The following is a 20,019-nucleotide window of genomic DNA, read 5'->3' as shown; positions in this document are numbered from 1 at the left end:
GCGTCAGGGGTGCAGCACGGGCAGGACGAGACTGATCGCCAGGGCGATCATGATCACAGCGATGATCGCGTCGAGGATGCGCCACGAGCGCGGGGTACGCAGCCACCGGCCGAGATAACGGGCGCCGAAGCCCAGCGCGGTGAACCAGAGGATGCTGGCGGCGACGGCGCCAGCGGCGAACAGCCAGCGGTTCTCGCCGTGTGTGGCCGAGATCGAGCCCAGCATGAGTACCGTGTCGAGGTAGACGTGCGGGTTGAGCCAGGTCAGCGCGAGCACCGTGAGGATGACCGGGGCCAGGGCGGTGCGCGTGGCGGTACGTGTGGCGGTGGCCGTGCCGCCGGATGCCGCGGGCGCGGCATCGGAGGAGTCGCCGGCTTCCGCCCGCAGTGCGTCGTCTCCACCTTTCCAGGCTCGTCGTGCAGCGAGCAGGCCGTAGCCGAGCAGGAACAGCGCCCCCGCCCAGCGGGCGGCGACGACGAGCCAGGGTGCGGTCGCGATGACGAAGCCGAGGCCGGCGACGCCCGCGATGATGAGCACGGCATCCGACACCGCGCAGATCGCGACGACGGCCAGCACGTGCTCGCGACGGATCCCCTGGCGCAGCACGAAGACGTTCTGCGCGCCGATCGCGACGATCAGGGAGAGGCCGAGGCCGAGGCCGGCGAGGAGGGAGAGCATGCTTCCACGGTAGGAGCAAGGAGAGAACAGCACCAGCGAAGATTCCTACTGCAGCATTAGCATGGCTTATGTGAGGATCGATCCGGAGCTCGCTGCCACCGTGGCGGCCGTCGTGGACGAGGGAACACTCGACGCGGCCGCTCGCCGACTGCAGATCACGCCGTCGGCGGTGAGTCAGCGGCTCAAGACTCTGGAGCAGCAGCTCGGACGTGTCCTCGTCGTTCGCTCGAAGCCGGCTCGGCTGACCGAGGCGGGGGAGGCGGTCGTGCGCCTGGCCCGCCAGATCGCCCTGCTGGAGCGTGATGCGCTCGCCGGCATGGATGCCGAGGGCGGAACGCAGCGCATCAGCATTCCGCTCGCCGTCAACGCCGACTCGATGGCGACCTGGTTCCTGCCGCCGCTCGCACGCCTCGCCGACCGCCATGATCTCGACTTCGACCTGCATCGCGATGATCAGAACTTCACTGCCAGGCTGCTGGAATCCGGCACCGTGATGGCCGCCGTGACCAGCGAAGAGACGCCGGTGGCCGGATGCTCGGTGTCGCCGCTCGGCGTGCTCGAGTATCGGGCGATGGCGACGAAGGCCTTCGCCGATCGGTGGTTCCGCGGCGGGGTGACGCCGGACGCTCTCGCCACCGCCCCTTTCGTCGATTTCGACCGCCGCGACACCCTGCAGCACGAATGGCTCCAGGCTCAGGGCGTGTCGCACCAGGGCGTTCCGCGCCACTACGTCCCGGCGTCGCACGATTACGCGCTCGCTGTGGCGCTGGGGCTCGGATGGGGAATGCTGCCGCTGCCCCAGCAGCCAGATGGGCTGGTCGCCCTCGGCGGGCCGACACTGCGCGTGAAGCTGTTCTGGCAGCAGTGGAACCTGCGCTCGGAACTCCTGGACACCGTTGCGGCCGAGGTCGCGGCAGAAGCGCGCAGGGTCCTCCCCGGGTCGCCGGCGGCGGTCTAGGCCGGGCGGTCCGGTGTCGCTCCGGTCGCGAGCGCGTGCAGCAGGCGGGTGAGACTGTCGATGTCGCGCAGACTCCATTCCTCGAGAGTCTTCATGAGCATCCCCTCCTGCGGCAGTCGGGCGGCGGCCAGTCGCTCGGTGCCGAGCGGTGTGGCGCGCAGGAGGAATGAACGACCGTCACTGGGATCCGTGGAGCGCTCGATCAGCCCGAGTTCCTCGAGCTCGCGGACCATGCGGCTGGCCTGGCTCTTGTCCACCAGCATCCGCTCGGCAAGGGTTGATACCGTCACCTGCTCGCAGCGCGCGATCGTGGTGAGCGTCTTGTAGGCGCCGGGGAGCATGCCGGGGCTCACGCGATTGGCGTTCTCCATGAGGATCCGCCGGATGTGGGTGATCAGTTCGCTGAACTCCGCCTCGAGTGCGCGGACCGCGACGGCCCGCGCTTCGGAGGATTCGCCACCGACGGTGGACTCAGCCGCGGACATCGCCGACCCCGCCATCGCGCTTCTCGCCCGATCCATCGCCACGCCTCGCACCGGATGCTGCGACGACTGTGACGCTGCCGGTCGGCGCGCCGGACATCGCTGTCGCGTCGGCGAGTGCCACCTCGGCGGCATCCTCGACGACGTGCTCTGCGGCATCCGCCTCCGCCCGCTCGCTGGTGGTCATCTTCGTGAGCGGCACGTTCGGCAGGAACAGGATCGCGATGAGGCTCAGCAAGGCGAGTGGCACGCCGATGAGGAAGGCCTGCGAGATGCCCTGGGCGTAGAAGTCCTCGACGATGACGCGCACCGAATCGGGGAGCAGGCGCACCTCGGGAAGGGTGCCGCTGGCGAGTTCCGCAGCGACCGCCGCACCCTGTTCGCCGAGCCCGGCGATCGCCGTCGCGAGCCGTTCCTTGCCGTCGGCGAAGAGCGTGGTGATGGTGTTCGCCACCACAGCTCCCATCACCGAGACCCCGATCGTGCCGCCGAGGCTGCGGAAGAAGGTGACGCCGGAGCTGGCGACTCCCATCTCGGCGGGCTTGGCCGTGTTCTGCACGATGAGCACGAGGTTCTGCATCGTCATCCCGAGGCCGGCGCCGGTGAGGAACATGTACACGGAGACGAGCACGAAGTTCGTGTCGTAGTGCAGCGTCGACAGCAGCGCGGTGCCTGCGAGCAGCAGTACGGCACCGAGGATCAGGTAGCCCTTCCAGCGCCCGTAGCGGGTGACGAGCTGTCCGATCAGCATCGATGCGATGAGGAGTCCCGCCATCATCGGCAGTGTCATCAGGCCGGCCTCGGTGGGAGAGGCGCCGCGGGAGAGCTGCATGTACTGGGCGAGGTACACCGAGGTGCCGAACATCGAGATGCCGATGGAGATCGAGGCGAGCACGGACAGGGTGAACGTGCGGTTGCGGAAGAGGGAGAGCGGGATCAGCGGCTCGCGCACCTTCAACTCGACGATGATGAACGCGACGGTGGCGACGACGACCCCGCCGAGCATCAGGATCGTCTCGGTGCCCCACCAGTCGAAGTTCGATCCGGCGTTGGTGATCCAGATGAGCAGCAGCGACACGGCCGTGGACAGCAGCACGATGCCGGCGTAGTCGATCGAGACCTTGCGGGCCTGCTGAGCGGTGATGTGCAGCGTCTTCTGAAGCAGGATCAGGGCGGCGACCGCGAAGGGCAGCGCGACGAAGAAGTTCCAGCGCCAGCCTGCCGTGTCGGTGATCCAGCCGCCGAGCAGCGGACCGCCGACGGTCGCGACCGCCATCACGGCGCCGAAGAGTCCCATGTAGCGACCGCGCTCGCGCGGGCTGATGATGTCGGCCATGATCACCTGGCTGAGCGCGGCCAGGCCGCCGGCGCCGAGGCCCTGCACGGCGCGGAAGGCGATGAGCGTGCCGGTGTCCTGCGCGAAGCCGGCAGCAGCCGTCGCGACGACGAAGAGCACGAGAGCGATCTGGATGAGCAGCTTGCGGTTGAAGAGGTCGGCGAGCTTGCCCCAGATCGGGGTGGAGATCGCCGTGGTCAGCAGCGTCGCGGTGATCACCCAGGTGTAGGCGGCCTGGTCGCCGCCGAGGTCGTGAACGATGACCGGCATCGACGTGGAGACGACGGTGGCCGCGATCATCGAGACGAACATGCCGAGCAGGAGGCCGGTGAGGGCCTCGAGCACCTGGCGGTGCGTCATCCGAACGGGGGAGTCGGTGGTCATGGGCGACCTTTCGCAGTGGAGTGTGGATGCTGCGACAGCACTGGCGCGCACGAGAAAGTTGACGAAGATCAACTATACGTCAACTGGTTGAGTCTCGTCAACTATCTCCGAGTGGTCAGGGGGCCGGGCGACGAGGTGTCGGCATCCGGAGCACGCAGTACCCGATCGTGACTTTGCCCCGTTGTGGTTGCGGCGGCGTTCAACGATGATGAGTGAAACGCAAGATGTCGGCCGCTGGGGAAGGTCGCGAAGGCATTCGCGCGCACAACCCAAATCCCTGAGGGGGGAAGACTGACATGGCAACGAAGGCAAATCAGCGCAAGGTTCTGGCGATTCTGGCGGGCGGGCTCGTGCTCGGCGTCGGTGCGGCAGTGACACTCGCGGCCTGGAACGACTCCGAATTCGCGACCGGCACGTTCACCGCCGGCGCGTTCGATCTGGAAGGTTCGACGACGTCCGCATCCGCGGGCTATGCGAGCCACAACACGGGGGCGACCCCGCCCGAAACCGCTGCAACGCTGGTCTTCCAGCTGCCTGCGGTGGCGAGCAACATGGCCCCTGGCCAGACGGTCTACGCGCCGTTCTGGGTGCGACTCGCCGCCGACACGACGACGGACGCCACGCTCGACGCGGCCGGTGTGACCGCGTCGCCGGATGCCTCCTCGAACGCGGAGAACCTGTCGTACACGGTGTATTCGATCGATGCGGCAGCGACCTGCGATGCGGTGGGCATCGCCGGAGCAGACGTCGTCGCATCGGGAGCGACACTGAGCGCGTTCACGGCGGGAGTCACCGAGAACCTTGCGAACGGCGCACCGGTGACCGACGCAGGCGCCCCCGTGCAGCTCTGCTTCGAGGTCACGGCGGGAGCCGGACTGACGCAGGGTGAAGCCGCCACGGCGACGTGGCAGTTCACGGCGACCTCGACGAGCTGATCGCGTGTCGACCCGCAAAGGCATGCGGGAGGCGAGGCGGCTGCGCTCTCGTCGGATACGGGCCGTTCTCGCGAGCGGGCTCGTCTTCGGCGTGGGCGCCGCCATGACCCTCGCGGCCTGGAACGACTCAGAGCACACGACTGCGAACTTCACGGCCGGGCGCTTCGGGATCGTCGGTGCGACCGACGGGGTGGCGTTCAGTGAGCATCCGACCGCACCCGGAGCCACGCTGCCGTTCCAGTTGCCGGCGACCGCTGCGGCGATGACCCCGGGTGCGACGGTGTACGCGCTGTTCAGCGTGCGCACGATCAATCCCTCCGTGGCCGGATCGGTGCAGCTCAAGGCCGGGGCCGGCAACGGTGCGGGGCTCGGCGCACACCTCACCTACAGTGTGCGCACCATCACCCAGACCACGTGCAATGCGGCCAACTTCGGCACAGGCACGGCGGTCGCGGGTCTGCCCGTGAACGCCACGCTGGTGACGGGGGCGACGAGTTCCCAGGCTCTCACCGCGAATGCGGGGGCCCAGGTCAACTACTGCTTCGAGGTCACGCTGCCCGCGGCGGCCCCCAATACGGCTCAGGGGCTCACGCTCACCGCCACGTGGGAGTTCGCCGCGACGGCGTCGTGACGAGCGGAGGAGCGATGGAGGAGGAGATGACGACGCCGAGCAGCCGGCGCGAACTGCGTGAGCGCTCGCGCGATGCCGACGGCGGGTCGCCGCCTCTCCAGGCCGGTCGGACGCGCACGGCCGTCGGGCGGACGCTCGCCGACATCCTGCTGTGGGTCGCCGCGGCGGGTGGAGCGGTGTGCATCGTGCTGGTGATCCTCGCCATCACCTCGAACATCACTCTGATGATGTTCCGTACCGGCTCGATGTCGCCGACCATTCCGGCCGGATCGGTCGCCGTCGTGCAGCGGATACCAGCATCCGAGATCGCGGTCGGCGACATCGTCACAGTCGATCGCGACCCCGAGCTGCCCGTCACCCACCGGGTGACGTCTGTGGCGCCGGGGGAGACGGATGCCGCTCGGATCATCACGATGCGAGGAGATGCCAACGCCCAGGACGATCCGTTCCCCTACGCGGTGGACGAGGTTCGCATCGTCCGCGCCGCCATTCCCGGCGTCGCCTCCTTCGTCGTCGCCCTGGGGAACCCCTTCGTGCTCGGCGGCATCACCGTCGCTGCCGCGTTGCTCGTGGGCTGGGCGTTCTGGCCCCGCGAATCGCACCGCCCCCGCCGGACTGTGGAGGAACCGCGAAGCGACGGGAGCGGTCCATGAGGGGGCGCTGCGCCGCGGCCGTCGCCGCGCTCGCCGGGTGCGTCGCGATCGCCGTGCTCGGTACGTTCTCGGCGCCGGCGTGGGCCGCACCCGCGACGGAGGTCGTGCAGGGGCAGTACCTGCGTCTCGTCTCGGTCGCCGATTGGGAGGCGGCCTCGAGCATGATGCCCGGTCAGGAGGTGCGGTGGGACGTCGAAGTGAGTGCGGATGCGCCCGACCCGGGGAAGATCGCGATCGGAATGAGCGCCGCCGGTGCCGCACCGCTCACTGTCGATGTGTCGATCTGCGCGGTGGCGTGGGAAGAGATGGGATGCCCCGTCGGTGCGACCGCGCTGGAGACGGCATGGGAGATTCCGCGGGACGGCATCACGACGGCGCTCCTCGACATCGCGGCCACCGACACCGCCTACCTCCGTCTGGAGATCTCGTTGGGCGCGGCGGCGGAGGGCGAGGGAGCGACGATGCGCGTGCACGCCGACGGTGCCGGTGAGTCGGTCGCTGTCGGACCCGGTGGCGAGCTGCCGGCCACGGGCATGTCTCCCGCCGTGCCGTGGATCCTGGGCGGGGGAGTCGTGCTGTTGCTGGTCGGCGGCGTCTTGCTGTTCGCACGGCGGCGACGTCGTGGTGACGGTGACGAGGGGGCAGCAGAATGAGTGCGACGTCGCGTCACCGCGTGCTCGCGGGGGCCATCGGAGCCATCCTGCTCGTCGGAATCGGCCTCGCCCCCTCGGCTCAGGTCACAGACGCGGCCTTCACCGATTCGGAACACACGACGGCGACGCTCACCGCGGCCACGCTGGAGACCCCGGTCGTCACCAGCTGCACGGTGACGAGCTTTCTCGGTACCTTCACCGGGTTCACGATCGTATGGACCTCTCCTTACGTCAAAGCGAACGAGCGACTGTCGATCAACAATGTGACGGTCGCTCCGGCCAACATCACCCAGAGCGGCGCTGGGCCCTACACGTACACGTCGACGATCTCCTCCGGACTGCTCAACACCCTTCTCGGGAGCCTGCTCGGTTCGACGAACACCGTGAGGGTGGAGGCGATCGCCGGAACCTCTTGGGCGTCTCAGGCTGCCACGAAGACGCTCTCGGTCGGCGGGCTGCTCGGGCTCGGCGGCAACAACACCTGTACCTAAGGCGTGAGTCAGTCAGCGAGGGCGAGCGCGCGGAACGCGTCGCGCTCGCGGAGTTCGGCACGACGGCTGGCGGCGGCATCCACCGGCCGTGCAGGCGCCTGCTGCCCCGTGGTGCGGCGGTACAGCTCGTCGATGAGGTCGGTGGCGAGCCCGACGAGCTTCGCGATCTCACGGTCGTCGCGGTCGATCCAGACGCACTTCGGCTCTTCGTGGATCGGCGAGAAGTCGACGTGCTCCTCCCACACGAACAGGGTCCGTTCGGCGCCGAGCACGTGCTGCTGCCACCAGATCTGGCGCAGATAGGTGCGGGGGATGCCGCGCCACGCCTTGTTGGTGGTCTTGATCTCGGCGAGTTGCACACGGCCGGCGGCATCCACCGCGACGCCGTCGGGGGTGGCGAGGTGCCGATGTTCGACCTCGGCGCGGAACAGGGCGGACGAGGGCAGGATGCCGTGGGTCGCGGCGACCCAGCTGGCGATCTCCGGTTCCCGACGACGGCCGTGGTCGGTATAGGCGTTGCCGCCGAAGCGCGGACCGCCGCCGAGCTTGGCATCCGCTGCCCGGACGATCGACTTGTCTCCGGTGAGACCGGCCACGTCGGTCGCCGTGATGCCGCGCGATCTCGCACGCATCCACGCCACCCGATCGCGGGAGTCCGCGACGATACGCGCAGCGAGTTCCGGGGTCACCTCTCGAGACTATCCCGGCCCGCCGACGTCATGTCTCCTCCCACGCCGCCGTCGCGGAACCACCCGCTGTCGGCTGCCCGCTCCGGTGGTCTCGGCGAAATCCGACCCGGAGTTCGGCGAATCAGCGCGGTGAACCCGGATGCGGAGCATCCCACCCCGCAGGGCCCGGGGAGCCCGCGACGTACTCGTCGAGGGGCACGTCGTCGCTCTTCCAGGTCTGCAGGATCGGTTCGACGATCCGCCAGCTCTCCTCAGCGGCGTCTCCGCGTACCGCGAGCATCGGGTCGCCGTCGAGAACACCGGAGAGCACCTCGGCGTACGCCTTCAGCGCTCCTTCGCCGAGATCGGCGGAGAGTGTTGCGCGCTCCAGCTCGAATGGATCGTCGGCGCCGTTGACGTTCAACTCGAGGGAGATCCGATCGGGGCCGAGCGAGAAGCGCAGCACCGCGCCCTCGGCCGAACCGGTGAGGCCGATCGGAACGTGCCGAACCGGACGGAAGCGCACGACGATCTCCCGCGCGGGGTCTCCGATCGCCTTGCCGGAACGAAGGGTGAAGGGCACGCCTGCCCAGCGCGCGTTGCGCACTTCGAACGTCACTTCGGCGAGCGTCTCCGTGCGGCGAGCTGGATCGACGCCGGGCTCGTCGACGTAAGACGGCTTGTCCGTGCCCGCGACGGTGCCGGCGGTGTACCTGGCGCGTCGCGATGAGGACGTGGGGTCGTCGCCCCAGACCGATGTCGCTCGCAGCACGGCACTGGTCGCCGCACGGAAGTCCACCTCGTCGAGGGTGGCCGGCTCCTCCATGGCGAGCACCGCCAGCACCTGCAGGAGGTGGCTCTGGATCATGTCGACCATGGCGCCGGCCGAGTCGTAGTACCCGGCGCGCCCCTCCAGCCCCAGCTGCTCGTCGTAGACGATGTCGACCGACTCGATGCTCTCCGCAGACCAGAGCGGTTCGAGCACGCGATTGGCGAATCGGGCGCCGAGCAGATTCAGCGTTGTGGATCGGCCGAGGAAGTGGTCCACGCGGAACACCTGGCTCTCGGCGACAAGACCGGCGAGCGTCCGATTCAGGAGCCGGGCGCTCTCCTCATCGGTGCCGAACGGCTTCTCCAGAACGAGCACCGCACCCTCGGGGAGCATCTCCGCGGTGAGGGCCTCGAAGGCGGCCGTGGTGACGCTGGGCGGCACGGCGAAGTACAGTGCGACCTGACCCGAGCACTCGCCCAGCAACGCGTTCAGATCGTCGGCGCGGGTGATGTCGGTGCGACGGTAGGACGCATCCACGCGGGATGCGGCCCCCTCCGCATCCACCGTTGCGAACGCCGTGCGCACGAGCTCGTCGAGTTCACGATCGGTCCAGTCCTCGCGGTCGGCGCCGATCAGCCGCACTCGGCGCGACGGCTCGTGCACGAGCAGCTGGCCGAGTGCAGGAAGCAGGAGGCGGGAGGTGAGGTCACCGGAGACCCCGAAGATCACCAGCGTGGTCGCATCGGTCATGCGAGCCACCGTAGCCCGGTTCCTCTCGTGTGGCGAGCGTGCCACAATCGGTGCGATGCCTTCCCCCATCGAGGACTATGCACTGTTGAGCGACTGCCGGACAGGGGCGCTCGTGTCGCGAGAGGGCGACATCGACTGGCTGTGCCTGCCGCGCTTCGACTCGCCGTCGCTCTTCGGCGCGCTGCTGGGTGATGAGACTCACGGACGCTGGAGCCTGCGGCCGAGCGATCCGGATGCGACGTCGCAGCGGCGCTACATCCCCGACACCTTCATCCTCGTCACGCGGTGGGAGACCGCGGGCGGGATCGCCGAGGTGCACGAGTTCATGCCCCTCCATCAGACCCGCACAGACGTCGTGCGACGAGTGGTCGGCGTCTCCGGCAGCGTCGAGTTCGATACGGAACTGCGGCTGCACTTCGACTACGCACGGACGCTGCCGTGGGTGCGTCAGGTGGGGACGCCCGAGGTGCCGGCGCTGCATGCGACCGCGGGGCCGGAGGCGGTGATCGTTCGGGGCGAGGCGTTCGTCGCCGAGGATCACGTGCATCGGGCGACGGTGACGGTTCAGCCGGGCGACACTCATGATCTCGTGCTGAGCTGGTTCCGCTCCCACGAGCGTCCGCCGCATCCGCTCGACGTGGAGGACGCCATCGCGCGTACGCGCTCCTGGTGGCAGGGGTGGGCCAGCGGCATCGAGCACGATGGTCCGCACCGCGAGGAGGTGGTGCGTTCGCTGCTCGTGCTGCGGGCACTGACCAACAAGGACACCGGTGGCATCGTCGCGGCGGCCACCACATCGCTGCCGGAGGAGTTCGGCGGATCGCGCAACTGGGACTACCGCTTCGTGTGGCTGCGCGACACCGCGCTCACGCTCGAGGTGCTGATCTCCCACGGTTTTCTCGCCGAGGCGCATCACTGGCGACGCTGGCTGCTGCGCGCGATCGCGGGCGAGCCCGGCGAGGTGCAGATCATGTACGGCATCGCCGGTGAGCGCGATCTCGCCGAGCGGGAGCTGACGAGCCTGCCCGGCTATCAGAACGCGGGGCCGGTGCGCATCGGCAACGGCGCTGTCGACCAGTATCAGGGCGACGTGATCGGCGAGGTGCTGGTGGCCCTGGAGGCGGCGCGGATGGCGGGTCTGGAGGAGGGGGACTTCTCCTGGCCGCTGCAGCGCGCGCTCATCGGGAACGTCGTCGACGAGCTCGATCGGCCGGACAACGGCATCTGGGAGATCCGCGGCGAACCGCAATGGTTCACGCATTCGCGGGTCATGATGTGGGCCGCGCTCGACCGGGGTGTGCGGGCCGTTCGAGAGCACGGACTTCCTGGCGACGCCGCGCACTGGGAAGAAGTCCGTGACGCTCTGCGACGTGAGATCGACGAGCGCGGCGTCGATCCCGAGCTCGGCTGCTTCGTCCAGCACTATGGTTCCCACGAGGTGGATGCCTCGCTGCTCGTGCTGCCCCAGGTCGGATACTGCGCCGCGGACGATCCGCGAATGCTCCGAACGGTCGCGCAGATGGAGAAGACGCTCATCCGTGACGGCTTCCTGCTGCGCTACCGCACGGAAACCGGGATCGACGGCCTCCCCGGTGATGAGCATCCGTTCCTCGCCTGCAGCTTCTGGCTGGTGGAACAGTACGCAGGCAGCGGGCGCACCGAGGACGCCAGGGAGCTGATGTCGAGACTGCTGGCGCTGACCAACGACGTCGGATTGCTCTCCGAGGAGTATGACGTGGCGGCGGGCCGCCACGCCGGGAACTCACCGCAGGCGCTTTCGCACCTCACCCTCATCCGGGCCGCGGATGCTCTCGCCGGGCACATCGGTCGCGCAGCCGACCGTCGCTGAGCGCCGACGTCGCGGCAGGACGTGCCGCTCCCTCGATTTGGGGACGGCGGATGCCGTGGGGTACAGTTATCCCAACCGAAGACCGCTGGTCATCGTCGTGTGCGAAAGTGCATGAGGATTGAAGCTCTGCAATGCAGGGGCCCGCGCAGGTGTCACGAACTTCTCAAAGCTCCGTGCGCTTGCGCCGGAGCTTTTTTGTGTGCAGATCCTGTTCCACAAGCGGTCGAGGTTGGTGCCTCACCACCGTGAGGCGCCTCGTAGACACCAAGGAGTGACCATGGCGCAGAAGGATGCATCGGTCGCCGAGCTCACGAAGTCATTCGAGAACTCGAACGCCGTCCTGCTGACCGAGTACCGCGGTCTGACGGTTGCCCAGCTCAAGCAGCTGCGCAACAGCATCCGTCAGGACGCCGAGTACGCCGTGGTGAAGAACACGCTGACCAAGATCGCCGCGAACAACGCGGGGATCAGTGCGCTGGATGACGACCTCAAGGGTCCGTCCGCCGTCGCATTCGTGCACGGTGACTTCGTCGCCACCGCCAAGGCTCTGCGTGACTTCGCCAAGGCGAACCCGCTTCTCGTGATCAAGTCCGGCATCTTCGAGGGCAACGCCCTCACCGCCGACGAGGTCAACAAGTACGCCGCGCTCGAGAGCCGTGAGGTTCTGCTGGCGAAGGCTGCGGGCATGATGAAGGCGACGATGGGCAAGGCTGCGGCCACCATCGACGCGCTTCGCGAAAAGCTGGAGACCGCACAGGCCGCGTAAGCGACCGGCGATCTTTTTCACAAACCCCATCTATTAGGAGATACATCATGGCGAAGCTCACCACCGAGGAGCTGCTCGAGCAGTTCGCTGGCCTGACCCTTGTCGAGCTCAACGACTTCGTGAAGGCGTTCGAGGAGAAGTTCGAGGTCACCGCTGCTGCCCCCGTCGCCGTTGCCGGCGCTGGCGGCGCTGCTGCTGAAGAGGTCGAGGAGAAGGACTCCTTCGACGTCGTCCTCGAGGCTGCTGGCGACAAGAAGATCCAGGTCATCAAGACGGTCCGCGAGCTCACCTCGCTCGGCCTCGGCGAGGCCAAGGCTGTCGTCGACGGTGCACCGAAGGCCGTCCTCGAAGGCGCGACCAAGGAAGCTGCCGAGAAGGCCAAGGCTGCCCTCGAAGAGGCAGGCGCAACGGTTACCCTCAAGTAATCCTGTTCGGGGCGAGGCGCAGAGCGTCCCGTCCTGAATGCGTCTGAACGCTTGCAAAGCCCCGGGGTTCGCCCCGGGGCTTTCGTGCGTCCCGGGCCCTGGTCAGCGCGCCGGAGCGGTGGAGTTGCGCACCACGAGAGCAGATGCCGCTACCACGTGCTCGACCGGAATGGCGGGGTCCTCGATCCGCTGCTGCAGAAGACGGACGGCCTGAGCGCCCTGCTCGCGCGGCCGCTGCCGGATCGTGGTCAGCGCGAACATCTCGGCGTGCTGATGATCGTCGATGCCGACGACGCTCAGTTCTGCCGGCACCGAGATTCCGAGCCGGCGCGAGGCGATGATCGCGCCGATCGCAGCCTCGTCGCAGACGCCGACGATCGCGGTCGGCCGATCGCGCCGATCGCCGAGGAGCTCGGCGGCGGCCGCGTATCCGTCCGGCATGGTGCCGGCGCCGACCTCCACGCCGTCGGCGACCCGCAGGTGCGACCCGAGACCGGCGGAGGACATCGCGTCCCGATAGCCGTCTACGCGTCGGGAATCGACGAAACTGCGGGATGCGGCATCCGCTGAGGTGCCGACAAGGGCGATCCTGGTGTGGCCGAGCTCGATCAGATGCTCTGTCGCGATGCGCGCAGCTGCGGAGTCGTCGATCGACACCGAACTCGCCCGGTCGGCAGGCGGGCCGACCGTCACCAGTGGATGATCCGCGCGCTGCACGCGTTCGAGTTCGTGAGGGCCGGGCTGGATCCCCGCAACGATGAGCCCGTCGAACCGTTTGCGCGGCAGCACGCTCTCGAAGAGACGCGCGCGCTGGCCCGCGCCCTCCTTGAAGCTGTACAGCGCGAGGTCGTAGTCCAGCTCCAGGAGTGATTCCTGGATACCGGCCAGCAGTTCGGCGAAGAACCACCGCTCGATCGACGGCAGGACCACGCCGATGGTCTGGGTGCGTCCGGTGGCCAGGCTCGTCGCCGAGGAGTGCGCGACGTAGGAGAGCTCCCGCGCGGCCTCTGTGACGCGGGAACGAGTCGCGTCGGACACATAGCCCCGTCCGGTCAGGGCGCGGCTGGCGGTCGCCTTGGAGACGCCGGCACGTGCCGCGACGTCCGCGATCGTGCTCATCGGTCCTCCTCGACCTCGGCGTACGCGACGGCAGGGCAACTCTGCGCGCCCGTCGGTTCCTCAGGGTACGCGGAGAGGAACCGGTTCCACAATGACCGGCGGCCAGTCGTCCCTGAATACGTCGAATGGTTGTGCGCTTGTGATCGTTGCCTATTGTGCGGCGTCCTCGCGGGGAAGTAGGTTGGCCTGGAATCGGTTCCCTATCGGCGAGACACACAGCATCGCCATCCGCGAGGGGCCGGGTACTCGAAGAGGAGAATTCACATGGGTCTGTCACAGCGTCACCGGCGACTCGCGCCGCTCGCCCTGCTCGGTGCCACGGGCATCGCGCTCGCCGGATGTGGAGCGCCCGGTGCCCCCGACGGTGGTGGCGAGGGCGGTGGCGGCAACACGGTCACCATCTACGGCACGATCGTCGATGCCGAGGCGGAACTGCTGCAGGAGTCCTGGGCCGATTGGGCCAAGGAGAACGACATCGTGATCAAGTACGAGGGCAGCCAGGACTTCGAGACCCAGCTCGGCACGCGCGCGCAGGGTGGCAACCCGCCGGACATCGCGATCTTCCCGCAGCCCGGCCTGTTCGCCGACTTCGCCGAGCGCGACTTCTTGAAGCCCGCGCCGGAAGAGGTCAAGAAGAACGCGAACGAGTACTGGACCGAGGACTGGGTGAACTACGGCACGGTCGACGACACGTTCTACGGCGCGCCGCTGATGGCCAACGTCAAGGGCTGGATCTGGTACTCGCCGACGAAGTTCGCCGAATGGGGCGTCGAAGTCCCCAAGACCCTCGATGAGCTGGGGGCGCTGACCACCGCGATCCAGGCAGCGTCGGGAACTCCCGCCTGGTGCGCCGGCTTCGAATCCGGAACGGCGACGGGCTGGCCCGGCACCGACTGGGTCGAGGACTACGTGCTGCGTCAGGCTGGTCCCGAGGTGTACGACGAGTGGGTCACCGGCGAGGTCCCGTTCAGCGACCCGCAGATCAAGCAGGCGTTCGACTCCGTCGGCGAGGTGCTGCTGAACCCGGCGAACGTCAACGCCGGCTTCGGTGACGTCCGGTCGATCAACTCGACGGCCTTCGGCGACGTGGCTCCCGCGCTCGCTGCAGGGACCTGCGCGCTCACCCACCAGGCGTCGTTCCTCTCCGGCTTCTACCCGGAAGGCACCAACATCGCCGAGGACGGCGATGTCTGGGCCTTCATGCTTCCGGGCGAGAAGGCTGGCGAGAACGCGGTGACCGGTGCCGGCGAGATCGTCGGCGCGTTCAGCGACAGTGAGGCGACGCAGAAGGTGCTCGCGTACCTGTCGAGCCCCGAGTGGGCGAACAGCCGCGTGAGCCTCGGCGGCGTCACCTCCGCGAACAACGGGCTCGACCCGGAGAACGCGAAGGACCCCATCCTCCAGGAGACCATCAAGATCCTGCAGGACCCGGAGACGACGTTCCGCTTCGATGCCTCCGACCTGATGCCCGGTGCTGTCGGCACCGGCACGTTCTGGAAGGGCATGGTCGCCTGGGTCAACGGAACTCCGACCGATGAGGTTCTCACGCAGATCGAGTCCGGCTGGCCGGCGAGCTGATCGGAACGGAGCGGGCCGTCCATCCGGGCGGCCCGCTCTCTCGAATCCGGACAGCCGGCCCGAGCGCTGAGGCTCGGGGCGGCTTCGCTCTGCACAAGGTGAAAGGACCGACGTGACCGCGTTCTTCCAGTGGATCGGCACGATGCATCCGATCCTGCAGGCTGTGATCGTCGTCATCGCATTCGCGGTGGTGGTGGCCGTCATCCTGCTTCTCGTCGACATCGCGCCTCGCAAGGGCGCGCTCTACACCGGCATCCGCCTGGCGATGTGCTTGCTCATCCCGCTGGCCGTGATGGTGACGTTCAACGCGTGGTACTGGGCGATGGGAGTCGCCGTCGCCGTCGGGGCGCTCTTCTTCCTGTTGGACTTCCGCTCCCGCGAGGGCACCGGGTATCTCATCCAGCTCGTGGCGTTCATGGCCCCGGCGATGCTGCTGCTGCTCGTCGGACTGATCCTGCCTTCGCTGCAGACGATGGTCACCTCGTTCATGAACTCCTCAGGCAAGGACTTCGTCGGCCTCGCCAACTACGCGTGGATCTTCACACAGCCCGACGGCATCCGCGTGGTGCTCAACACCGTCGTCTGGGTACTGCTCACACCGACCGTCTCCACGATCGTCGGCCTCGCCTACGCCGTCTTCATCGACAAGACCCGCGGCGAGAAGATCTACAAGGTGCTGGTGTTCATGCCGATGGCGATCTCGTTCGTCGGTGCCGGCATCATCTGGCGCTTCATGTACGAGTACCGCGGCAAGGAGTTCGACCAGATCGGCCTGCTGAATCAGCTCGTCGTCTGGTTCGGGGGAGAGCCGCAGCAGTGGCTGCTGAACCCGCCGCTGAACACGCTGTTCCTGATCGTCGTGCTGATCTGGGTGCAGACCGGCTTCGCGATGGTCGTGCTGTCCGCATCGATCAAGGGTGTGCCGGCCGAGCTGCTGGAAGCGGCCGAACTCGATGGCGCGAACGCCTGGCAGCGGTTCAAATCGGTCACGATTCCGGCGATCCGCCCCGCGCTGATCGTCGTCTTGACGACGATCTCGATCGCCTCGCTGAAGGTCTTCGACATCGTGCGCACGATGACCGGCGGAAACTACGACACGTCGGTGCTCGCCAACGAGATGTACACGCAGTTCACGAAGTTCGAGGGAGGACGCAGCGCCGCGCTCGCGGTGATCCTGTTCATCCTGGTGCTGCCGATCGTCATCTACAACGCGCGCCAGATCCAGAAGCAGCGGGAGATCCGATGACCGACACCGTGAAGACTCAAGAAGCGTCCACTACCCGCGCCATCACCACCGGCGGACGGCTGGATGCCTCGGCAGGCCGTGCCCGCAAGGTGCTCTCTCGACCCTGGGCGTCGTTCGGCTCGATCGTGATCGCCGTGCTGTGGACGATCCCGACGCTCGGCCTGTTCATCTCGTCGTTCCGCCCGCGGGATCAGATCCGCAGCAGCGGCTGGTGGGAGTTCTTCGCGAACCCCCAGGTCACCTTCGAGAACTATGCCGAGGTGCTGCAGTCGGGTACGACGCAGCTCACGATGGTGGAGTCGTTCATCAACTCGATCGCGATCACGATCCCGGCGACCGTGGTGCCGTTGATGGTCGCCGCGATGGCCGCGTACGCGTTCGCGTGGATCGACTTCAAGGGGCGCAACGCGCTGTTCATCTTCGTGTTCGCGCTGCAGATCGTGCCGATCCAGATGGCTCTGGTGCCGCTGCTGAGCTCGTTCTCGCGAGGGATCAATCTATTCGGCCTTCAGGTCACGCAGCCGCTCGGCGCATCAGGAGGGTTCGCGCAGGTCTGGTTCGCGCACTCGATGTTCGCCCTGCCGCTGGCGATCTACCTGCTGCACAACTTCATGTCCGAGATCCCCGGTGAGATCATCGAGGCCGCGCGCGTCGATGGCGCATCACGTGGGCAGATCTTCTTCCGCATCGTGCTGCCGCTGACGATGCCGGCCATCGCGTCGGTCGCGATCTTCCAGTTCCTCTGGGTGTGGAACGACCTGCTGGTCGCCCTCGTGTTCGCGGACGGCGCGGCCGCACCGATCACGAAACTCCTGGCGGAGATGGTCGGAACGCGCGGCAACGACTGGTTCCTGCTCACGGCCGGCGCCTTCGTGTCGATCATCGTTCCGCTGATCGTGTTCTTCTCGCTGCAGCGGTACTTCGTGCGCGGACTCCTGGCAGGGTCGACCAAGGGCTGACCGATTCCTGAATCGGTGGAACGGGCGGATGCCGCGGCGAAACATACCTGCTGCCGCGGCATCCACCCCCGTACGCTGAAATCATGAAGTACGCCGAGTCCATCGTCGACCTGGTCGGCGACACGCCCCTCGTGAAGCTGCAGCACGTCACCGACGGCATCGCGTGCACCGTGCTCGTCAAGCTCGAGTACCTCAATCCCGGAGGCTCGGCGAAGGACCGCATCGCGACGCGGATCATCGACGCCGCGGAGGCATCCGGTGAATTGAAACCGGGCGGAACCATCGTCGAGCCGACCAGCGGCAACACCGGCGTCGGGCTGGCATTGGTCGCGCAGCAGCGCGGGTACAAATGCGTCTTCGTCCTGCCGGACAAGGTCGGCGAGGACAAGATCGATGTGCTGCGGGCGTACGGCGCCGAGGTCGTGGTGACCCCCACATCGGTCCCCGCGGACAGCCCGGAGTCGTACTACAGCGTGAGCGATCGCCTCGCCCGAGAGATCCCTGGGGCGTTCAAGCCGAACCAGTACGAGAACCCGAACGGGCCGCGCAGCCATTACGAGACCACGGGCCCCGAGATCTGGCGCGACACCGACGGCGAGGTCACGCATTTCGTCGCGGGCGTCGGGACCGGCGGCACGATCACCGGCACCGGTCGGTACCTGCGCGAGGTCTCCGATGAGCGCGTGCGCATCGTCGGCGTCGACCCGGAGGGCAGCGTCTACAGCGGTGGCACCGGCCGCCCGTATCTCGTCGAGGGTGTCGGTGAAGACATCTGGCCGGGCACCTACGATCCGAGCGTGCCGCACGAGATCGTCGCGGTGGGCGATGCCGAGGCTTTCGCGATGACCCGCAGGCTGGCGCGGGAAGAGGGCATCCTCGTCGGCGGCTCCAGCGGGATGGCCGTGATCGGCGCACTGCGCGTGGCCCGGGAATTGCCGGCCGATGCCGTCGTCGTGGTGCTCCTGCCGGACGGCGGACGCGGTTATCTCGGCAAGATCTTCAACGACGGCTGGATGCGTTCCTACGGTTTCAGTGAGGTCGAGGAGGGCGAGACGGTCGCTCATGTGCTCGCCGCGCGCCCCTCGCGGAAGGGACACGGCATCCCCGATCTGGTCCACGCACACCCGAGCGACACCGTGCTGGAGGCGATCGGCATGATGACCGAGTTCGATGTGTCCCAGCTCGTCGTCCTCAGCGCCGAGCCGCCGGTGATGATGGGCGAGGTCGTCGGCACCGTCGACGAGAAAGGGCTGCTGGACCTGCTCTTCCGCGGCGAGGCTTCGCCCGCCGACGCGGTGGGCGAGCACGTGGGGGAGCGGCTGCCGCTGATCGGCATCCATGCTCCCGTCGCCCAGGCGCGGACCGCGCTCGCCGACGTCGACGCACTGCTGGTGACCGAAGACGGCAAGCCGCACACCGTCCTCACCCGGCAGGACCTCCTCGCGTATCTCTCCCGCTGACCGCGCGCCGTCCCGGGCCGTAACAGGATCGGCCCGCGGGGCGGGGCCGGACGTAGGCTGATAGGCATGTCCGACCACGCTTTCGCCACCCGAGCCATCCACGCAGGGCAGGAGTTCGACCCGACGACGGGTGCGATCATCCCCCCGATCTATCAGACCTCCACTTTCGTGCAGGACGGCATCGGCGGCCTCCGCGGCGGATACGAATACAACAGGGCCGCGAACCCCACGCGCTCATCGCTCGAGACGCAGCTCGCCGCGCTCGAGGGCGGCTCCGCGGCGCTTTCGTTCGCCTCGGGTCTCGCCGCCGAGGACGCCCTGTTGCGCGGTGTGTTGAAGCCCGGCGATCACGTGCTGCTCGGCAACGACGCCTACGGCGGCACCTACCGTCTGCTCACGAAGGTGCTCGCGCCCTGGGGGATCGAGACGACGACGGTCGAGCTCTCCGACGTCGACGTCATTCGTGCGGCGATCCGGCCCGAGACGAAGATCGTCTGGCTGGAGACGCCGAGCAATCCGCTTCTCAAGATCATCGACATCGGTCGCATCGCCGAGATCGCGCACACCGCGGGAGCGATCGTCGTGGTCGACAACACCTTCGCCTCGCCGGCGTTGCAGCAGCCCCTCGCTCTCGGCGCCGACCTCGTCGTGCACTCGACCACGAAGTACCTCGGAGGGCACTCCGACGTACTCGGCGGCGCCGTCGTCTTCGGTGATGACCGCTTCTTCGAGCAGGTGAAGTTCCAGCAGTTCGCCGTGGGCGCCGTCTCTGCTCCGCTCGACGCCTGGCTGACGACGCGCGGCATCAAGACGCTCGCCCTGCGGATGCGACAGCACTCGGAGAACGCACAGGCCATCGCCGAGTGGGCGCAATCGCGTCCGGAGTTCGAGACCGTGTTCTTCCCCGGGCTCGCGTCGCACCCCGGTCATGACATCGCGGCTCGCCAGATGAGCGGCTTCGGGGGAATGCTGTCGCTCGGCCTCGCCGGCGGGTCCGACGCGGCGCGCGCGTTCGCGGAGTCGACCGAGCTGTTCCAGCTCGCGGAATCGCTCGGTGGTGTGGAGTCGCTGATCGGCTACCCGTCGGAGATGACGCACGCCTCGGTCCGCGGCACCCCGCTCGCCGTTCCGGAGAACGTCGTGCGGCTGTCCGTCGGAATCGAAGATGTCGGCGACCTCATCGCCGACCTCGAGCAGGGGCTTGCTCGGCTCTCCCGCTGACCGGT

20 protein-coding genes are annotated in these 20,019 nt (G+C 67.8%); 14 read left to right on the top strand and 6 right to left on the bottom strand.

Going from position 1 to position 20,019, the window contains the following annotated elements; genetic code table 11:
* Nucleotides 1-3 precede the first annotated feature (3 nt).
* Nucleotides 4-678, bottom strand: a complete 675-nt coding sequence (locus tag MRBLWH12_RS09385) for a LysE/ArgO family amino acid transporter (RefSeq protein WP_363548429.1) — start codon at nucleotides 676-678, stop codon at nucleotides 4-6.
* 70 nt (nucleotides 679-748) lie between these two features.
* Here MRBLWH12_RS09385 and MRBLWH12_RS09380 point away from each other — a divergent pair, with 70 nt between their 5' ends.
* Nucleotides 749-1,636, top strand: a complete 888-nt coding sequence (locus MRBLWH12_RS09380; protein ID WP_363548427.1) for a LysR family transcriptional regulator ArgP — start codon at nucleotides 749-751, stop codon at nucleotides 1,634-1,636.
* Here MRBLWH12_RS09380 and MRBLWH12_RS09375 read toward each other — a convergent pair.
* Both MRBLWH12_RS09375 and MRBLWH12_RS09370 read right to left on the bottom strand, forming a co-directional pair.
* A complete protein-coding gene (locus tag MRBLWH12_RS09375; protein ID WP_341973823.1) occupies nucleotides 1,633-2,121 on the bottom strand; it encodes a MarR family winged helix-turn-helix transcriptional regulator in 489 nt (162 codons plus the stop codon). The genes MRBLWH12_RS09380 and MRBLWH12_RS09375 overlap by 4 nt on opposite strands.
* The gene (locus tag MRBLWH12_RS09370) at nucleotides 2,108-3,838 is read right to left on the bottom strand and encodes an MDR family MFS transporter (protein ID WP_341973824.1); all 1,731 of its coding nucleotides are present in this window, start codon (nucleotides 3,836-3,838) and stop codon (nucleotides 2,108-2,110) included. The genes MRBLWH12_RS09375 and MRBLWH12_RS09370 overlap by 14 nt, the downstream gene beginning before the upstream one ends.
* Before the next feature lie 296 nt (nucleotides 3,839-4,134).
* On the opposite strand from MRBLWH12_RS09370, the gene MRBLWH12_RS09365 reads away from it, so the two are divergent.
* Genes MRBLWH12_RS09365 through MRBLWH12_RS09345 form a run of 5 tightly spaced genes read left to right on the top strand, consistent with a single transcriptional unit; the run spans nucleotide 4,135 to nucleotide 7,201 of the window.
* On the top strand, nucleotides 4,135-4,773 hold the full coding sequence (locus MRBLWH12_RS09365) for a SipW-dependent-type signal peptide-containing protein (protein ID WP_363548425.1): 639 nt from the start codon (nucleotides 4,135-4,137) through the stop codon (nucleotides 4,771-4,773).
* 4 nt (nucleotides 4,774-4,777) lie between these two features.
* Nucleotides 4,778-5,404 (top strand): SipW-dependent-type signal peptide-containing protein, encoded by a 627-nt coding sequence (locus MRBLWH12_RS09360; protein ID WP_363548423.1) that lies wholly within the window; start codon nucleotides 4,778-4,780, stop codon nucleotides 5,402-5,404.
* A 26-nt stretch (nucleotides 5,405-5,430) separates the two neighbouring features.
* A complete protein-coding gene (locus MRBLWH12_RS09355; protein WP_341973827.1) occupies nucleotides 5,431-6,057 on the top strand; it encodes a signal peptidase I in 627 nt (208 codons plus the stop codon).
* Nucleotides 6,054-6,710, top strand: a complete 657-nt coding sequence (locus MRBLWH12_RS09350; protein ID WP_363548421.1) for an LPXTG cell wall anchor domain-containing protein — start codon at nucleotides 6,054-6,056, stop codon at nucleotides 6,708-6,710. The genes MRBLWH12_RS09355 and MRBLWH12_RS09350 overlap by 4 nt, the downstream gene beginning before the upstream one ends.
* Entirely contained in the window at nucleotides 6,707-7,201 is a 495-nt protein-coding gene (locus MRBLWH12_RS09345; RefSeq protein ID WP_363548419.1) for a hypothetical protein, read from the top strand. The genes MRBLWH12_RS09350 and MRBLWH12_RS09345 overlap by 4 nt, the downstream gene beginning before the upstream one ends.
* 8 nt (nucleotides 7,202-7,209) lie before the next feature.
* Here MRBLWH12_RS09345 and MRBLWH12_RS09340 read toward each other — a convergent pair whose 3' ends face one another.
* Together MRBLWH12_RS09340 and MRBLWH12_RS09335 are read right to left on the bottom strand one after the other, a co-directional pair.
* Nucleotides 7,210-7,890, bottom strand: a complete 681-nt coding sequence (locus tag MRBLWH12_RS09340; RefSeq protein ID WP_341973830.1) for a YqaJ viral recombinase family protein — start codon at nucleotides 7,888-7,890, stop codon at nucleotides 7,210-7,212.
* A 121-nt stretch (nucleotides 7,891-8,011) separates the two neighbouring features.
* Nucleotides 8,012-9,391 (bottom strand): glucose-6-phosphate dehydrogenase, encoded by a 1,380-nt coding sequence (locus MRBLWH12_RS09335; protein WP_363548417.1) that lies wholly within the window; start codon nucleotides 9,389-9,391, stop codon nucleotides 8,012-8,014.
* A gap of 55 nt (nucleotides 9,392-9,446) precedes the next feature.
* On the opposite strand from MRBLWH12_RS09335, the gene MRBLWH12_RS09330 reads away from it, so the two are divergent.
* The 3 genes from MRBLWH12_RS09330 to rplL all read left to right on the top strand — a co-directional run bounded on the left by MRBLWH12_RS09330 (nucleotide 9,447) and on the right by rplL (nucleotide 12,431).
* Nucleotides 9,447-11,240, top strand: coding sequence for a glycoside hydrolase family 15 protein (locus MRBLWH12_RS09330; protein ID WP_363548415.1), 1,794 nt, complete (start codon nucleotides 9,447-9,449; stop codon nucleotides 11,238-11,240).
* Between the two features lie 277 nt (nucleotides 11,241-11,517).
* Nucleotides 11,518-12,006, top strand: coding sequence for a 50S ribosomal protein L10 (gene rplJ / locus MRBLWH12_RS09325; protein ID WP_102191731.1), 489 nt, complete (start codon nucleotides 11,518-11,520; stop codon nucleotides 12,004-12,006).
* Between the two features lie 47 nt (nucleotides 12,007-12,053).
* The gene (rplL, locus tag MRBLWH12_RS09320) at nucleotides 12,054-12,431 is read left to right on the top strand and encodes a 50S ribosomal protein L7/L12 (protein ID WP_341973833.1); all 378 of its coding nucleotides are present in this window, start codon (nucleotides 12,054-12,056) and stop codon (nucleotides 12,429-12,431) included.
* A gap of 102 nt (nucleotides 12,432-12,533) precedes the next feature.
* Here rplL and MRBLWH12_RS09315 read toward each other — a convergent pair whose 3' ends face one another.
* Nucleotides 12,534-13,550 carry a LacI family DNA-binding transcriptional regulator gene (locus tag MRBLWH12_RS09315; RefSeq protein WP_363548413.1) on the bottom strand — a complete coding sequence of 339 codons (1,017 nt, stop codon included), beginning with the start codon at nucleotides 13,548-13,550 and terminating at the stop codon, nucleotides 12,534-12,536.
* A 264-nt stretch (nucleotides 13,551-13,814) separates the two neighbouring features.
* On the opposite strand from MRBLWH12_RS09315, the gene MRBLWH12_RS09310 reads away from it, so the two are divergent.
* The 5 genes from MRBLWH12_RS09310 (at nucleotide 13,815) to MRBLWH12_RS09290 (ending at nucleotide 20,014) form a co-directional block, all read left to right on the top strand.
* Nucleotides 13,815-15,128: an ABC transporter substrate-binding protein gene (locus MRBLWH12_RS09310; RefSeq protein ID WP_341973835.1), complete on the top strand. Its 1,314-nt coding sequence runs from the start codon at nucleotides 13,815-13,817 to the stop codon at nucleotides 15,126-15,128.
* A gap of 112 nt (nucleotides 15,129-15,240) precedes the next feature.
* Complete coding sequence (locus MRBLWH12_RS09305) at nucleotides 15,241-16,374, top strand: carbohydrate ABC transporter permease (RefSeq protein ID WP_363548411.1); 1,134 nt, start codon at nucleotides 15,241-15,243, stop codon at nucleotides 16,372-16,374.
* Nucleotides 16,371-17,333, top strand: a complete 963-nt coding sequence (locus MRBLWH12_RS09300; RefSeq protein WP_363548409.1) for a carbohydrate ABC transporter permease — start codon at nucleotides 16,371-16,373, stop codon at nucleotides 17,331-17,333. The genes MRBLWH12_RS09305 and MRBLWH12_RS09300 overlap by 4 nt, the downstream gene beginning before the upstream one ends.
* Before the next feature lie 83 nt (nucleotides 17,334-17,416).
* Nucleotides 17,417-18,793, top strand: coding sequence for a cystathionine beta-synthase (locus tag MRBLWH12_RS09295; protein WP_363548408.1), 1,377 nt, complete (start codon nucleotides 17,417-17,419; stop codon nucleotides 18,791-18,793).
* 66 nt (nucleotides 18,794-18,859) lie between these two features.
* Nucleotides 18,860-20,014, top strand: coding sequence for a cystathionine gamma-synthase (locus MRBLWH12_RS09290; RefSeq protein ID WP_363548406.1), 1,155 nt, complete (start codon nucleotides 18,860-18,862; stop codon nucleotides 20,012-20,014).
* Nucleotides 20,015-20,019 lie beyond the last annotated feature (5 nt).

This window comes from Microbacterium sp. LWH12-1.2 (genome assembly GCF_040675825.1).
GTDB lineage: Bacteria > Actinomycetota > Actinomycetes > Actinomycetales > Microbacteriaceae > Microbacterium.
The sequence above is the reverse complement of the archived record's forward strand: the minus strand, read 5'-3'. Positions and strand labels throughout refer to the sequence as shown.